The organism is Streptomyces sp. BK239 (genome assembly GCF_004217285.1).
In the GTDB taxonomy this organism is placed as follows: Bacteria; Actinomycetota; Actinomycetes; order Streptomycetales; family Streptomycetaceae; genus Streptomyces.
Window position 1 is genome coordinate 129132 of sequence record NZ_SHKS01000010.1, and the last position, 14582, is coordinate 143713.

At 71.6% G+C, this 14582-nt stretch carries 13 protein-coding genes; 7 read left to right on the forward strand and 6 right to left on the reverse strand.

The window, feature by feature from the left end:
• Positions 1-90: 90 nt before the first annotated feature.
• Together EV567_RS25810 and EV567_RS25815 are read left to right on the forward strand one after the other, a co-directional pair.
• Entirely contained in the window at positions 91-1146 is a 1056-nt protein-coding gene (locus tag EV567_RS25810; protein WP_130444169.1) for an LLM class F420-dependent oxidoreductase, read from the forward strand.
• 209 nt (positions 1147-1355) lie between these two features.
• Positions 1356-2150, forward strand: coding sequence for a ferritin-like domain-containing protein (locus EV567_RS25815; RefSeq protein WP_130444171.1), 795 nt, complete (start codon positions 1356-1358; stop codon positions 2148-2150).
• Here EV567_RS25815 and corA read toward each other — a convergent pair.
• A complete protein-coding gene (gene corA / locus EV567_RS25820) occupies positions 2128-3123 on the reverse strand; it encodes a magnesium/cobalt transporter CorA (protein WP_130444173.1) in 996 nt (331 codons plus the stop codon). The two genes, EV567_RS25815 and corA, sit on opposite strands and share 23 nt — an antisense overlap.
• Before the next feature lie 62 nt (positions 3124-3185).
• On the opposite strand from corA, the gene EV567_RS25825 reads away from it, so the two are divergent.
• From EV567_RS25825 to EV567_RS25845, 5 genes are all read left to right on the forward strand, one after another.
• The gene (locus tag EV567_RS25825) at positions 3186-3872 is read left to right on the forward strand and encodes a histidine phosphatase family protein (RefSeq protein WP_130444175.1); all 687 of its coding nucleotides are present in this window, start codon (positions 3186-3188) and stop codon (positions 3870-3872) included.
• A gap of 87 nt (positions 3873-3959) precedes the next feature.
• A complete protein-coding gene (locus EV567_RS25830; RefSeq protein ID WP_130444177.1) occupies positions 3960-4550 on the forward strand; it encodes a DUF3090 domain-containing protein in 591 nt (196 codons plus the stop codon).
• The gene (locus EV567_RS25835) at positions 4514-5347 is read left to right on the forward strand and encodes an SCO1664 family protein (RefSeq protein WP_130444179.1); all 834 of its coding nucleotides are present in this window, start codon (positions 4514-4516) and stop codon (positions 5345-5347) included. The genes EV567_RS25830 and EV567_RS25835 overlap by 37 nt, the downstream gene beginning before the upstream one ends.
• A gap of 92 nt (positions 5348-5439) precedes the next feature.
• The gene (gene mshC / locus EV567_RS25840) at positions 5440-6669 is read left to right on the forward strand and encodes a cysteine--1-D-myo-inosityl 2-amino-2-deoxy-alpha-D-glucopyranoside ligase (protein WP_130444181.1); all 1230 of its coding nucleotides are present in this window, start codon (positions 5440-5442) and stop codon (positions 6667-6669) included.
• A gap of 188 nt (positions 6670-6857) precedes the next feature.
• Positions 6858-7817 carry a superoxide dismutase gene (locus EV567_RS25845; RefSeq protein ID WP_130444183.1) on the forward strand — a complete coding sequence of 320 codons (960 nt, stop codon included), beginning with the start codon at positions 6858-6860 and terminating at the stop codon, positions 7815-7817.
• A 64-nt stretch (positions 7818-7881) separates the two neighbouring features.
• Here the strand turns inward: EV567_RS25845 and EV567_RS25850 are convergent, their stop codons facing one another.
• From EV567_RS25850 to EV567_RS25870, 5 genes are all read right to left on the reverse strand, one after another.
• On the reverse strand, positions 7882-8808 hold the full coding sequence (locus EV567_RS25850) for a PAC2 family protein (protein WP_130444185.1): 927 nt from the start codon (positions 8806-8808) through the stop codon (positions 7882-7884).
• A 263-nt stretch (positions 8809-9071) separates the two neighbouring features.
• Positions 9072-10688, reverse strand: a complete 1617-nt coding sequence (locus tag EV567_RS25855) for a glycerol-3-phosphate dehydrogenase/oxidase (protein WP_130444187.1) — start codon at positions 10686-10688, stop codon at positions 9072-9074.
• A gap of 66 nt (positions 10689-10754) precedes the next feature.
• The gene (glpK, locus tag EV567_RS25860; protein WP_130444189.1) at positions 10755-12293 is read right to left on the reverse strand and encodes a glycerol kinase GlpK; all 1539 of its coding nucleotides are present in this window, start codon (positions 12291-12293) and stop codon (positions 10755-10757) included.
• Between the two features lie 75 nt (positions 12294-12368).
• On the reverse strand, positions 12369-13163 hold the full coding sequence (locus EV567_RS25865; protein ID WP_130444191.1) for an MIP/aquaporin family protein: 795 nt from the start codon (positions 13161-13163) through the stop codon (positions 12369-12371).
• Positions 13164-13564: 401 nt separating this feature from the next.
• Positions 13565-14329, reverse strand: coding sequence for an IclR family transcriptional regulator (locus EV567_RS25870; protein ID WP_130444193.1), 765 nt, complete (start codon positions 14327-14329; stop codon positions 13565-13567).
• Between the last annotated feature and the right edge of the window lie 253 nt (positions 14330-14582).

Sequence of the window (14582 nt, forward strand, 5' to 3'; positions counted from 1 at the left end):
ACCCTCGCCACACCGACCTGACCCGGCGGGCGGCCCCGCGCTACTGTCTCCGGAAACAGCGTCGTTACTGATCAGTAAGGGGAATCGGCCATGCAGCTCGGGATCAACCTCGGCTACTGGGGTGCCGGAATGGACGGGGACAACCTCGCCGTGGCCCAGGAGGCCGACCGGCTGGGGTACGCCGTGTGCTGGGCCGCCGAGGCCTACGGCTCGGACGCGGCCACCGTGCTCAGCTGGGTCGCCGCCCAGACCGAGCGGATCGACGTCGGCTCGGCCATCTTCCAGATCCCGGCCCGCCAGCCGGCGATGACCGCGATGACCGCCGCCACCCTCGACTCGCTGTCCGGCGGCCGCTTCCGCCTCGGCCTCGGCGTCTCCGGCCCGCAGGTCTCCGAGGGCTGGTACGGCGTCAAGTTCGACAAGCCGCTCTCCCGCACGCGTGAGTACGTCGAGATCGTCCGCAAGGCGATGACGCGGGAGCGGCTGTCCTACGAGGGCGAGCACTGGACGCTGCCGCTGCCCGACGGCCCGGGCAAGCCCATCAAGCTGACCGTGCACCCGCAGCGCGAGCACATCCCGCTGTACATCGCCGCGATCGGCCCGAAGAACCTGGAGCAGACCGGCGAGATCGCCGACGGCGCCCTGCTGATCTTCCCCTCGGCGGACCACCTCGAGGACACCGCCGTCAGGCACCTGCGCGCGGGCCGCGAGAAGGCCGGCAAGACGCTGGACGGCTTCGACGTCTGCCCGACCCTGCCGCTCGCCGTCGGCGAGGACAAGGACGTCGAGCGGCTCGCCGACGCCTTCCGCCCCTACACCGCCCTCTACGTCGGCGGCATGGGCAGCCCCAAGCAGAACTTCTACAACCAGCTCGCCCGCCGCATGGGCTACGAGCAGGCGGCGACCGAGATCCAGGAGAAGTACCTCTCCGGCGACAAGCAGGGCGCCGCCGCCGCCGTGCCGCACGACCTGATCGACAGCACCACGCTGCTCGGATCCGTGGAGCGCATCGCCGACCGGATGAAGGCCTACGCCGCGGCCGGGGTCACCACCCTCAGCCTCGCCCCCGCCGGCTTCTCCCTCGACGAGCGTCTCGCCTCCCTGCGGGCCGGCGCGGAGGCCCTGGAGCTCTCCGGCCTGGCGTAGGGCCCTTCAGAAGTTCAGCGGCCGTGGTGGGGGCTCGGGGGTCTTCCCCGCCACGGCCGTCACGGGGAACAACGCGCCGGGACCCGGCCGGTTACGCCCCCGCGGCGAACGAGGCCGTCACCTTTTCGGCCGAGCCGTCCGGCGCACCTGTTGCAGCCCCTCTCGTACCGCACTTGACTCGTTCTCCCGGTATGCAGAGAGGCGCCCCCATGCTTTCGGCCAAGAACCTCTTCCAGGAGATCCTCGACGACGACGAGTCGTTCCGGCTGTTCTGCTCCATCGCCGCCGGCGGCGAGTCCCAGGGCGGCTGGGAGAACGCCCGGATCGCCGCCCTCGTCCCACCCGGCGAACGCGACCTCGCCCCCAAGATCGCCCGGCACGGAGCCGACGAGGACAAACACGGCCGGATCTTCGAAGCCCTCCTGAGGAAACGGGGCCTGCCACCCGCCCCCGTACCCCCCGAGACCGACTACACGATGCTCCTGGAGCGCGAGGGCATCGGCCTCCAGCACGACAGGCTCCGGGCCGACGAGCCGCTCACCGTGCCCGACATCGTCACCTACCTCGCCCACAGCCGCGTCACCGAACAGCGCGCCTCCGAACAGATGCGGCTGCTGCGCAAGCACTTCGGCGACCACCCCGACCTCGGCCGCGCGGTGAAGATGATCTCCCACGACGAGGACAACCACCTCGCCTACTGCCACGAGGAACTGCTGCGCTTCGCGCGCGCGGGACACGGCCGGACCATCCAGCGCACCCTGCGCCGGTGCGCGCTCGCCGAGATCCGCGTCTACCGCGACGTGAGCCTCGCCGTCATGGCCCACATGGGCCGCCTCCTCGGCTGGAGCCGCCCCAAACGGACCGCCCTCGCCGCCGGCATCCACGCCGTCCACGCCTGGGAACGCCTCGCCGGCTGGCACCGCATGGTCACCCTGAAGCCACCGCGGCGCACCAACGCCCTCGGCGGCCCCGAACCCGCGACTACAGCCAGCCCCGCCGTTTGAACAACCGGTACAGGCCCACCTCCAGGACCGCCATCACCGCTATCACCACCGGATACGACCACACCCAGTGCAGCTCCGGCATGTGCTCGAAGTTCATGCCGTAGATGCCCGCGATCATCGTCGGCACCGCCGCCATCGCCGCCCACGCGGAGATCTTCCGCATGTCGTCGTTCTGGCGGACGCTCATCTGCGCCAGGTGAGCCGACAGGATGTCCGACACCAGCCGGTCCAGGCTCTCCACGGACTCGTTCACGCGCGCGAGGTGATCGCTGACGTCACGGAAGAACGGCCGCGCCTTGTCGTTGACGAAGGGCAGAGCCGACCCCATCGCCCCCGTGCCCGCCAGCCGCGACATCGGCGGCGCCAGCGGACCGCTCGCCCGGCGGAACTCCAGCACCTGCCGCTTGAACGTGTAGATCCGCGACGCCGTGTGCCGCGAACCGCCGCCGTCCGGGGAGAACACCTCCGCCTCCAGCTCCTCCAGGTCCGTCTGCAACTCCGTCGCCACGTCCAGATAGTGGTCCACCGTCGCGTCGGCGATCGCGTACAGCACCGCCGTCGGCCCCTTCGCCAGCATCTCCGGCTCGTGCTCCAGCCGCTGCCGCACCGCCGCCAGCGGAGCGCCCTCACCGTGCCGCACGGTCACCACGAACGAGTCGCCGAGGAAGACCATGACCTCGCCCGAGGACACCGTGTCGCTCTCCTGCTCGTACACCACCGGCTTCAGCACCAGGAACAGCGAATCGTCGTACACCTCAAGCTTGGGCCGCTGATGGGCCTTCAACGCGTCCTCCACCGCCAGCGGGTGCAGCGCGAACTCCCGCGTGACGTGGTCGAACTCCTTCTCGGTGGGCTCATGCAGCCCGATCCACACGAATCCGCCCGCGGCGCGCGCCTCGTCCAGCGCGTCGGAGAAGTCCTGCGGGCCCTCACTGCGGTGCCCGTCACGGTAGATGGCACAGTCCACGATCACGGAGCGTGTTCTCCCTTCGGCCGTTCCTCTTCGCCCCCCGGCGTACGCCTACCCTGGGCCGCATGCCCACGCTGATCCTCGTCCGGCACGGACGGTCCACCGCCAACACCGCCGGCCTCCTCGCCGGCTGGACGCCCGGCGTCGCCCTCGACGAGCGCGGCGCCGAGCAGGCCGCCGCGCTCCCCGGGCGGCTCGCCGGACTGCCGATCGCCGAGGTCGTCGCCAGCCCCCTGCAACGCTGCCAGGAAACCGTCCAGCCCCTCCTCGACGCCCGCCCCGGCCTGCCCGCGCACACCGACGAACGGATCGGGGAGTGCCACTACGGCGACTGGTCGGGCCGCAAGCTCGCCGAGCTGAAGGACGAGCCGCTCATGGACATCGTCCAGGCGCACCCCTCCGCGGCCGCCTTCCCGGGCGGCGAGTCGATGCGCGCCATGCAGACCCGCGCCGCCGAAGCGGTCCGCGAGTGGAACGCGCGCGTGGAGCGCGACCACGGCGCCGACGCCGTCTACCTCATGTGCTCGCACGGCGACATCATCAAGTCGCTCGTCGCCGACGCCCTCGGACTCCATCTCGACCTCTTCCAACGGATCTCCGTCGAACCGTGTTCCATCACCGCGATCCGCTACACCCGCGTACGGCCCTTCCTCGTCCGCCTCGGCGACACCGGCGACTTCGCCTCCCTGACGCCCCGCGAGGAGCCCCCCGCCGAGGACGCCGCGGTCGGAGGCGGTGCGGGCGCACCGTGATCGTCGGCCGCAGTAGGGTGAAGCGGTCCGCATACGCACGTTCACGCATGGACGTTCACGTACCCACGATTCCCATGGAGACAGGACGTGTCCCGTCAGGTGTTCCTCTACGACCCCCCGGACCGCTTCGTGGCCGGTACGGTCGGACTGCCCGGACGCCGTACCTTCTTCCTCCAGGCCGCCGCAGGCCCCCGGGTGACCAGTGTGGCCCTGGAGAAGACCCAGGTCGCCGCACTCGCCGAGCGCATGGACGAGCTGCTGGACGAGGTCGTACGCCGTAGCGGCGGGAGCGCCGCCGTGCCCGCCGTGGCGCCCGCCGAGGTCGCCGACACCGCGCCCCTCGAAACGCCGGTCGAGGAGGAGTTCCGCGTCGGCACCATGGCCCTCGCCTGGGACGGCGAGGAACAGCGCATGATCGTCGAGGCGCAGGCCCTCGTGGAACTCGACGCCGACTCCGAGGAAGACCTCGCCGAGGCGGAGGAGCGGCTCCTCCAGGACGAGGAGAACGGGCCCCCGATGCTGCGGGTCCGCCTCACCGGCGCCCAGGCCCGGGCCTTCGCCAAGCGGGCCCTCGACGTCGTCAACGCCGGTCGGCCGCCGTGCCCGCTGTGCAGTCTGCCGCTCGACCCGGAAGGACACGTATGTCCGCGCCAGAACGGATACCGCCGCGGGGCGTGACGACCGCCGGCCCCGCCTTCGCCGACCTGCTCGCCCGGGGCGAGCTGACCGTGCGCGGACGCATCCAGGACGCCTCCAACGCGGCCCTGTACTGCACGGTCGCCCACGAGGGCCGTGAAGCAGCCTGCGTGTACAAACCCGTCGCGGGGGAGCGGCCCCTGTGGGACTTCCCCGACGGCACCCTCGCCCAGCGGGAGGTCGCCGCGTACGCCGTCTCCGAGGTCACCGGCTGGGGGCTCGTACCGCCCACCGTGCTGCGCGACGGACCGTACGGCGAAGGCATGTGCCAGCTGTGGATCGAGGCCTCCGCCGAGGACGGGCTGCTCGCCCTCGTCGACGCGGAGGAACCGGAGCCCGGCTGGAAGGCGATCGGCCTCGCCGACGTCGGCGAGGGCCGCACGGCGCTCCTCGTGCACGCCGACGACGAACGGCTGCGGCGGCTCGCCGTCCTCGACGCCGTCGTCAACAACGCCGACCGCAAGGGCGGCCACCTGCTGACCACCGACACCGGGCACCTGTACGGCATCGACCACGGCGTCACCTTCAACGCCGAGAACAAACTGCGCACCCTGCTGTGGGGCTGGGCCGGAGAACCCCTCACCCCGGACGCCGTCGAAGCCCTGGAGCGCCTGCGCACCGCCCTGGAACCGGCGGGGGAGCTGACCGGCGTCCTGGCCGGGCTCATCACACCGGCGGAGACCGACGCCACCCGCGCGCGCGTCGACGCCCTGCTGGCCTCCGGCAGACACCCCGAGCCCGGCGGCGACTGGCCGGCGATCCCCTGGCCCCCCGTCTGACCACACTCGTGACGGACGCGCAAGAGTGCCTTCCCGGTCAACCGGCGGGCTCCGGTTCGTAACGGGAACTCCGGTCCGGTTAGGCTCATGGCATGCATGCCTGGCCCGCTTCCGAGGTCCCCGCCCTGCCTGGTCAGGGCCGCGACCTGAGGATCCACGACACCGCGACCGGCGGCCTCGTCACCCTCGACCCCGGTCCCGTCGCCCGAATCTACGTCTGCGGCATCACGCCGTACGACGCGACCCACATGGGTCACGCGGCCACCTACAACGCGTTCGACCTCGTGCAGCGCGTGTGGCTCGACACCAAGCGGCAGGTCCACTACGTCCAGAACGTCACCGACGTCGACGACCCGCTCCTGGAGCGGGCCCAGCGCGACGGCGTCGACTGGACCGCCCTCGCCGAGAAGGAGACCGCCCTCTTCCGCGAGGACATGACCGCCCTGCGCATGCTCCCGCCGCGCCACTACATAGGCGCCGTCGAGGCGATACCCGGCATCGTGCCCCTCGTCGAGCGGCTCCGCGACGCCGGTGCCGCCTACGAACTCGACGGCGACGTCTACTTCTCCGTCGAGTCCGACCCGCACTTCGGCAAGGTGTCCCGCCTGGACGCCGCCGCCATGCGGCTGCTCTCCGCCGAACGCGGCGGCGACCCCGACCGCCCCGGCAAGAAGAACCCGCTCGACCCGATGCTGTGGACCGCCGCCCGAGACGGCGAGCCCAGCTGGGACGGCGCCTCCCTGGGCCGCGGCCGTCCCGGCTGGCACATCGAGTGCGTCGCCATCGCCCTGGACCACTTCGGCATGGGCTTCGACATCCAGGGCGGCGGCTCCGACCTCGCCTTCCCGCACCACGAGATGGGCGCCTCCCACGCCCAGGCCCTCACCGGCGAGTTCCCGATGGCCAAGGCGTACGTCCACGCCGGCATGGTCGCCCTGGACGGCGAGAAGATGTCCAAGTCCAAGGGCAACCTCGTCTTCGTCTCGCGACTGCGCCGCGACGGCGTCGACCCGGCGGCGATCCGGCTCACCCTGCTCGCCCACCACTACCGCGCCGACTGGGAGTGGACCGACCAGGTGCTCCCCGACGCGCAGGACCGGCTCGGGCGCTGGCGCGCGGCCGTCTCCCGGCCCGACGGCCCGCCCGCCGAGGCCCTCGTCGAGGAGATCCGCGACGCCCTCGCCGACGACCTGGACGCCCCCGCCGCGCTGGCCGCCGTCGACCGCTGGGCCGCGCTCCAGCAGGAGCGGGGCGGCACGGACACCGGGGCCCCCGGCGTCGTGTCGCGAGCGGTGGACGCCCTGCTCGGCGTGGCGCTGTAACCCGCGCGAGAGAACCGGCACGTGCCCTTCCCCTCGGGAGCAACACCCCCGAAGCGGAAGGGCACTTGCCGTTCCCCTGCCCGACCCGTCGTCAGGCTGCCGGTGACGCCTGTCATGTGATGGGGTGTGAGCGTTGACGACAACCGCTCCGCCGGCCACGAGCCGGCCCCCACGCGGAAGGACGCACAGTGGCATCCACAGAACGGTCCTTGGCCCGCCGCAGACTTCTCACCGCGACCGCCGCCCTGTCCGGCGCGGCGCTCCTCGGCGGCGCCGGCGCCGCCCATGCCGCAGGCGTGCGCGGCACGGCATGGCCCGCCGCGTTCCCCCTGCCCGACGGCTTTCAGCCCGAGGGCATAACCATCGGCAGCCGCCCCCACGCCTACCTCGGCTCCCTCGCGAACGGCGACGTCCACCGGGTGAGCCTCGCCACCGGCCGCGGCTCCCTCGCCGTCAAGGGCCTCGGCGAGGGCCACCCCACCGTCGGACTGAAGATCGACCGGCACCACCGGCTCTTCCTCGCCGGCGGCCCGAGCGGCGAGATCCGCGTCGCCGACGCCCGTACCGGCGAGACCGAGCAGGTCCACGCCACCGGCGGCGTCTTCGTGAACGACGTGATCCTCACCCCGGGCGCCGCCTGGTTCACCGACTCCTTCGCACCCCGGCTCTACAAACTGGTCCTCGGCCGGCACGGCACGCCGCAGGCCCTGGAGACCGTGCCGCTGAGCGGCGACTGGGTGCAGGGCGACGAGTTCACCGCCAACGGCATCGAACGCACCCCCGACGGCAGGGCGCTGCTGGTGGTCGACACCGTCGCCGACGGCGGCGGCCTGATGCGGGTCGACCCGGCCACCGGAGTCGCCCGCGCGGTCGACCTCGGGCCGGCCCGGCTGCCCAACGGCGACGGCCTGCTCCTGCTCGGCCGGATCCTCTACGCCGTCCAGCAGCGGCAGAACGCGATCGACGTCTTCCGGCTGAACGCGGCCGGCACCCGGGGCACCGCCATCGCCCGGATCACCGACCCGCGCTTCCGCATCCCGACGACGGCCGCGGCGTGGGGCGACCGCCTCTACCTGCCGAACGCCCGCTTCGACGTCGACCCGACGCCCGCCACCGACTACGACGTGGTGGCCGTGGACCGCGTCTGACGACGAGAGGGCGGTGCGCCGACGCGCACCGCCCTCCTCCGCCTGCCCGCCCCGCGTCGGGCTTTCAGTCCTCCGACGAGTCCTCGTCGTCGCTCGCCGGCTTGGGCGGCTTCGGCGGGCGGGTCCGCTCACCGGGATCGGGCGGACCCCCGCCGTCCCGGCGCCGCAGATACCGCTCGAACTCGCGGGCGATCGCCTCACCCGACGCCTCCGGCAGCTCCGCGGTGTCCCGGGCCTCCTCCAGCGTCTGGACGTACTCGGCCACCTCGCTGTCCTCGGCGGCGAGTTGGTCCACCCCGGTCTGCCACGCCCGGGCGTCCTCGGGCAGTTCGCCCAGCGGGATCCGCAGGTCGATCAGGTCCTCCAGACGGTTCAGCAGAGCCAGCGTCGCCTTGGGGTTGGGCGGCTGCGACACATAGTGCGGCACCGCCGCCCACAGGCTCACCGCGGGCACGCCCGCGTGCGTGCACGCCTCCTGAAGGACGCCGACGATGCCCGTCGGACCCTCGTACTTGGTCTCCTCCAGGTCCATCCGGCGGGCCAGGTCGGCGTCGGACGTGGTTCCGCTGATCGGCACGGGACGCGTGTGCGGGGTGTCGCCGAGCAGGGCGCCCAGGACGACCACCAGCTCCACGCCCAGCTCGTGGGCGAAGCCGAGCAACTCGTTGCAGAACGAGCGCCAGCGCATGGACGGTTCGATCCCGCGCACCAGCACCAGATCGCGCGGCTTCTCACCGCCGACCCGCACCACCGACAGCCTCGTCGTCGGCCACGTGATCTTGCGGACGCCGGACTCCATGAACACCGTGGGGCGGTTCACCTGGAAGTCGTAGTAGTCCTCGGCGTCCAGCGCCGCGAACACCTCGCCCTTCCACTCCCGCTCCAGATGCGCGACCGCGGTGGAGGCGGCGTCGCCGGCATCGTTCCAGCCCTCGAACGCGGCCACCATGACCGGGTCGATCAGCTCGGGAACCCCCTCGAGCTCGATCACCCAGCGCCTCCTTCCGACGTGCCCTCGCCTGACCACCCAACCTTACGGCGTTCCGCGGGGGCGCCCGCAGCCCCCTCGCACGGGGGAGTGAACGGATCACTGCCCCGATCCCGACCCCCGAACACCCGTCCCCCGAAGCCGCTCACGGCTCGACCGTCGCCGGTCGACCGGGCGTCACGACCCCCCACGCCGAGAGGGGCGCCTCCGGCAGTGCGGAGACGCCCCTCTCCCGGTGTCGGCCCTCGACGAGGCCCCCGGCGGGACTACTTCTTGTCGAGGAGGTTCTGCACCTTCGCCCGGACCTCGTCCGAGGCCAGGCCGCGGATGGTCAGCGTCGTACGGCGGCGCAGCACGTCGTCCGCCGTCTCGGCCCACTCGTGGTCGCGGGCGTAGACGACCTGCGCCCAGATCTCGGGGGCGTCCGGGTGGACCCGCTCGCCCAGCTCCGGGTTCTCGTTCGCCAGCCGGGCGATGTCGAAGGCCAGCGAACCGTAGTGCGTCGCCAGGTGCTTGGCGGTGTCGGCGGCCATGCGCGGGCCGGGCGCCGGGTTGTCCACCAGCAGCCGGTGGGCGACCGCGCGCGGGTTGGCCACACCGGGCAGCGGCAGCTTCTTCGGCAGCGAGGAGATCGGTTCGAAGTCGTCGCCGAGCGGGTGGCCCGGCAGCACCTCCAGCTTCTGCATCACCGTACGGCCGATGTGGCGGAACGTCGTCCACTTGCCGCCCGCGACGGACAGCATGCCGCCCCGGCCCTCGGTGACGACGGTCTCCCGCTTGGCCTTGGCCGTGTCGCCGGGACCGCCCGGCAGCACCCGCAGGCCCGCGAAGGAGTAGGTGATCAGATCACGGCTGAGCTGCTGGTCCCGGATCGAGAACGCGGCCTCGTCCAGGATCTGGGTTATGTCGGCGTCGTTGACGGCGACGTCGGCCGGATCGCCCTCGTACTCCTCGTCGGTGGTGCCGAGCAGCAGCATGTCCTCCCAGGGGAGGGCGAAGGTGATGCGGTACTTGTCGATCGGGGTGGCCAGCGCGGCCCGCCAGGGCGAGGTGCGCTTCAGGACCAGGTGCGCGCCCTTCGACAGCCGGATCGACGGCGCCGCGTTCTCGTCCTCCATCCGGCGCAGGTGGTCCACCCACGGCCCGGTCGCGTTCAGCACCAGACGGGCGTTCACGCCGAACTCGTCGCCGGAGACCCGGTCGTGCAGATCGGCGCCGGTGACCCGGCCGCGGGTGAAGCGCAGGCCCTTCACCTCGGCGTGGTTGAGCACCACCGCGCCCGCCTCGACGGCCGCGCGGACCGTCATCAGCGCCATCCGGGAGTCGTTCATCTGGTCGTCGCCGTACACGGCCACGGCCTTGAGGTTGTCGGTGCGCAGCTCGGGCACGTCCTGCGCGGCCTTGGCGGGGGAGAGCAGGTGGCCCACCCCGTCGCCGAAGGCCGACAGGGCGGAGTAGGCGAACACGCCCGCCCCGAGCTTCGCCGCGCCGTGCGGCCCGCCCTTGTACACCGGGAGGTAGAACGTGAGCGGGTTCGCCAGGTGGGGGGCCACCTGACGGGAGACCGCACGGCGCTCGAAGTGGTTCTCCGCCACCAGCTTCACCGCGCCGGTCTGCAGGTAGCGCAGACCGCCGTGGAGCAGCTTGGAGGAGGCGGAGGAGGTGGCGCCGGCGAAGTCGCCGGCGTCGACCAGGGCCACCCTCAGGCCGGACTGCGCGGCGTGCCAGGCGGTGGAGATGCCCAGGATGCCGCCGCCGATCACGAGGAGGTCGTACGACGCCTTTGCGAGCTGCTCCCGGGTCTCGGCGCGGCTCGGGTGGGAGCCGGAGGCCGGGTGCGTACCCAGGGCAGGCACGGACTGGAGGGTGGACTGACTGGTCATATCGGGTTCTTACTCCTCATGTGAGCTCCGGCCGCGGCCGGCTTCGAAGCGGGGAGCCGGCTCTCGTCAGCTCTCGTCCTCGAGCCAGCCCATGGTCCGCTCGACGGCCTTGAGCCAGCTCTTGTACTCACGGTCGCGGGTGTCCGCGTCCATGCGGGGGGTCCATTCGGCGGCCCGGCGCCAGTTGGCGCGCAGGTCGTCGGTGCTGGTCCAGAAGCCGACGGCGAGGCCGGCGGCGTAGGCGGCGCCGAGGCAGGTCGTCTCGGCGACCATGGGGCGCACCACGGGCGCGTCCAGGAAGTCCGAGAGGGTCTGCATCAGCAGGTTGTTGGAGGTCATGCCGCCGTCGACCTTGAGGGCCGCGAGCTCGACGCCGGAGTCCTTCGTCATGGCGTCGGTGATCTCACGGGTCTGCCAGGCGGTGGCCTCCAGGACGGCGCGCGCGAGGTGCGCCTTGGTGACGTACCGGGTGAGGCCGGCGATCACACCGCGGGCGTCGGAGCGCCAGTACGGGGCGAACAGGCCGGAGAAGGCCGGCACGAAGTACGCGCCGCCGTTGTCCTCGACCGAGAGCGCGAGGGTCTCGATCTCGGCGGCGGTGGAGATCAGGCCCATCTGGTCGCGCATCCACTGCACCAGCGAACCGGTGACGGCGATGGAGCCTTCGAGGGCGTAGACCGGCTTGTCGTCGCCGATGCGGTAGCCGACGGTGGTCAGCAGCCCGGAGTAGGAGTTGATGATCTTCTCGCCGGTGTTCATCAGCATGAACGTGCCGGTGCCGTAGGTCGACTTGGCCTCGCCCTCGGCAAAACAGGTCTGGCCGAACAGGGCGGCCTGCTGGTCGCCGAGCGCGGAGGCGACCGGGATGCCGCCCAGCAGGTCGCCGAGCCTGCCGCCGCTGATCTCGCCGTACACCTCGGCGGAGGAGCGGATCTCGGGGAGCATCGCGAGGGGGACGCCGATGGACTCGGCGATCTTCTCGTCCCACTCCAGCGTGTGCAGGTTCATCAGCATGGTGCGCGAGGCGTTGGTGACGTCGGTGTAGTGCTTGCCGCCGTCGACGCCGCCGGTCAGGTTCCAGATGACCCAGGTGTCCATGGTGCCGAAGAGGATGTCGCCGGCCTCGGCGCGCTCGCGCAGGCCCTCGACGTTGTCTAGCAGCCAGCGGGCCTTGGGGCCGGCGAAGTACGAGGCGAGCGGCAGGCCCGTCTCGCGGCGGAAGCGGTCCTGTCCGACGTTGCGGCCGAGCTCCCTGCACAGGCCGTCGGTGCGGGTGTCCTGCCAGACGATGGCGTTGTGGACGGGCTCGCCGGTGTTCTTGTCCCACAGCAGCGTGGTCTCACGCTGGTTGGTGATGCCGATGGCCTTGATGTCGTCCCGGGTGATGCCGGCCTTCTCGACGGCTCCGGCGACGACCTCCTGGACGTTGGTCCAGATCTCGTTCGCGTCGTGCTCGACCCAGCCCGGCTTGGGGAAGATCTGCTCGTGCTCCTTCTGGTCGACGGAGACGATGCGCCCGTCGCGGTCGAAGACGATGCAGCGGGAAGAGGTGGTGCCCTGGTCGATCGCCGCGATGAAGGGGCCGGCGGTGTGGGCGTCGGTCACTGTGTGCTCCTGGGAGTTCCGTGGGTGATGGGCAGTACGTACGGCGCGTGCTGGCGGTGCAAGGTGCAGCCTGGCCTATGCGAATGCGACGTTGTAGATGCCTGCGGCGATCGCCCCGCCGATCAGCGGGCCGACGACGGGGATCCAGGCGTAGGCCCAGTCGGAGCCGCCCTTGTTGGGCAGGGGCAGGAGGGCGTGGACGATGCGCGGACCGAGGTCACGGGCCGGGTTGATCGCGTAGCCGGTGGGGCCGCCGAGGGACAGGCCGATCGAGACGACCACGAGCGCGGTGACCAGTGCGCCCAGGGTGCCCAGACCGTTGCCCTTGTCGTTGAGGCCCTGAGTGAGGACGGCGAGCACCAGCACGACCGTGCCGATGATCTCCGTGGCGAGGTTCTGCACGACGTTGCGGATCTCCGGGCCGGTGGAGAAGACGCCGAGGACCGGGCCCGCGCCCTTCTCCTGGGCCTCCACGGCCTTGGCCGCCGTGGACTGGGCGCCGGGGCCGCCGACGATCTCACGGTCGGTGAGGTGGGCGTGGAACTGGCCGTAGTAGGCCAGCCAGACCAGCGCCGCGCCGATCATGGCGCCGAGCAGCTGTCCGGCGAAGTAGGTCGGAACGTTGCTCCACTCGCCGTCCTTGATCGCGAGTGCGACCGTCACGGCCGGGTTGAGGTGGGCGCCGGAGAGCGGTGCCGAGGTGTACACGGCCGTCAGAACGGCGAAACCCCACCCGAAGGTGATGGCGAGCCAGCCGGCGTTACGGGCCTTGGAGGCCTTCAGTGTGACGGCCGCGCAGACGCCGCCGCCGAGCAGGATGAGTATGGCGGTACCGATGGTCTCGCCGATGAAGATGTCGGAGCTGGACACCCGCGACTCCTTTGTCCTTCGTCCAGGGGACCGAACCCCGGGTCCCTCCGGGGGTTCGAGCCGCCCTCGGGGGTGAGAGCGATGCCGGCCCATGGCGTTGCCACACTCTAGCGCGTATTGCCGGTAGGTGTTCGACAATGCCGACCGATGGACGGGAGTCTTTCTCCGGCGTTCCGCGCACGTCAAGAGCTGTGTTGTCGAATGCAGGATCGTTATTGATCGCTTCCGGTCGTCGAACCCGTGATCGAACCTGCCCGGAATGTCACTTTTCAGGGTATGGCGAAGACCGGAACGCCCGTACGGCGCCCCGGCCCGCTCTCACCTGCTTCTCAGAACCGCGCAGCTGCTCTTTCGAAACCGCGCCGCGCAGGCCCCTCGGGCCCGCGTCGCACGAGCAGCGCTCAGAACCGCGCCGCGCCCAGATCCCGCGACACCGCGCGGGCGCAGTCGCGCACCGCCGCGATCAGCTCGGGCCGCAGCTCGCCCTCCCGGCACAGCCGCTCCACCGCCCCCGTGATCCCGACCGCCCCCACCGGCATGCGCCGCCGGTCGTGCACGGGCGCGGCGATCGAGGCCACGCCCTCCCACGTTTCCTCCACGTCGGCCGCGTAACCACGCGCGCGCGTGAGGTCCAGAAGCTGCTCGAAGTCCTCCAGCTCGCACACCGTGCGATCCGTGAAGGGCTTGCGGTCGGCCTCCAGCGCCTCGCTGTGCGCGACCGGGTCGTACGCCGACAGCACCTTGCCCAGCGCGGTGGAGTGCAGCGGCTGCATGGCCCCGATCTCCAGCACCTGCCGGCTGTCGTCGGGCCGGAAGACGTGGTGCACCACCAGCACGCCCTGCTGGTGCAGCACCCCGAGATGAACGCTCTCCCCACTGGAGCGCGCCAGGTCGTCCGTCCACACCAGGGCACGCGCCCGCAGCTCGTGCACATCGAGGTAGGTGGTGCCCAGACGCAGCAGCTCCGCGCCCAGCTGATACCGCCCCGAGGCCTCGTCCTGCTCGACGAACCCCTCCTGCTGGAGGGTGCGCAGGATGCCGTGGGCGGTCCCCTTGGCCAGGCCCAGCGACGAGGCGATGTCCGACAGACCGAGCCGCCGCTCGCCACCCGCGAGGAGCCGCAGCATCGCGGCCGCCCGTTCGAGCGACTGGATGTTCCGTGCCATCGCCGTCCTGCCTCCGTCCCCTCGCCCGTCCACGCGCGGCAAGCACCGCCGTCGTTCGGCAATGTCGAACACTACCGGTCCATGCCGACCTCCCGCTAATGGTCTGCCGAAAGGTGTTACAGCACTCGCCCCACACGGGTGAACCGCACATCGCCGCGGTCCGTCCCGTGGACGCCATGACCATAAGCCCGCCGACCCGGCTACGCTGACGGCGAGCGCCCTCCACGGAAGATCCGTGCGCCGCCCCTCCCGG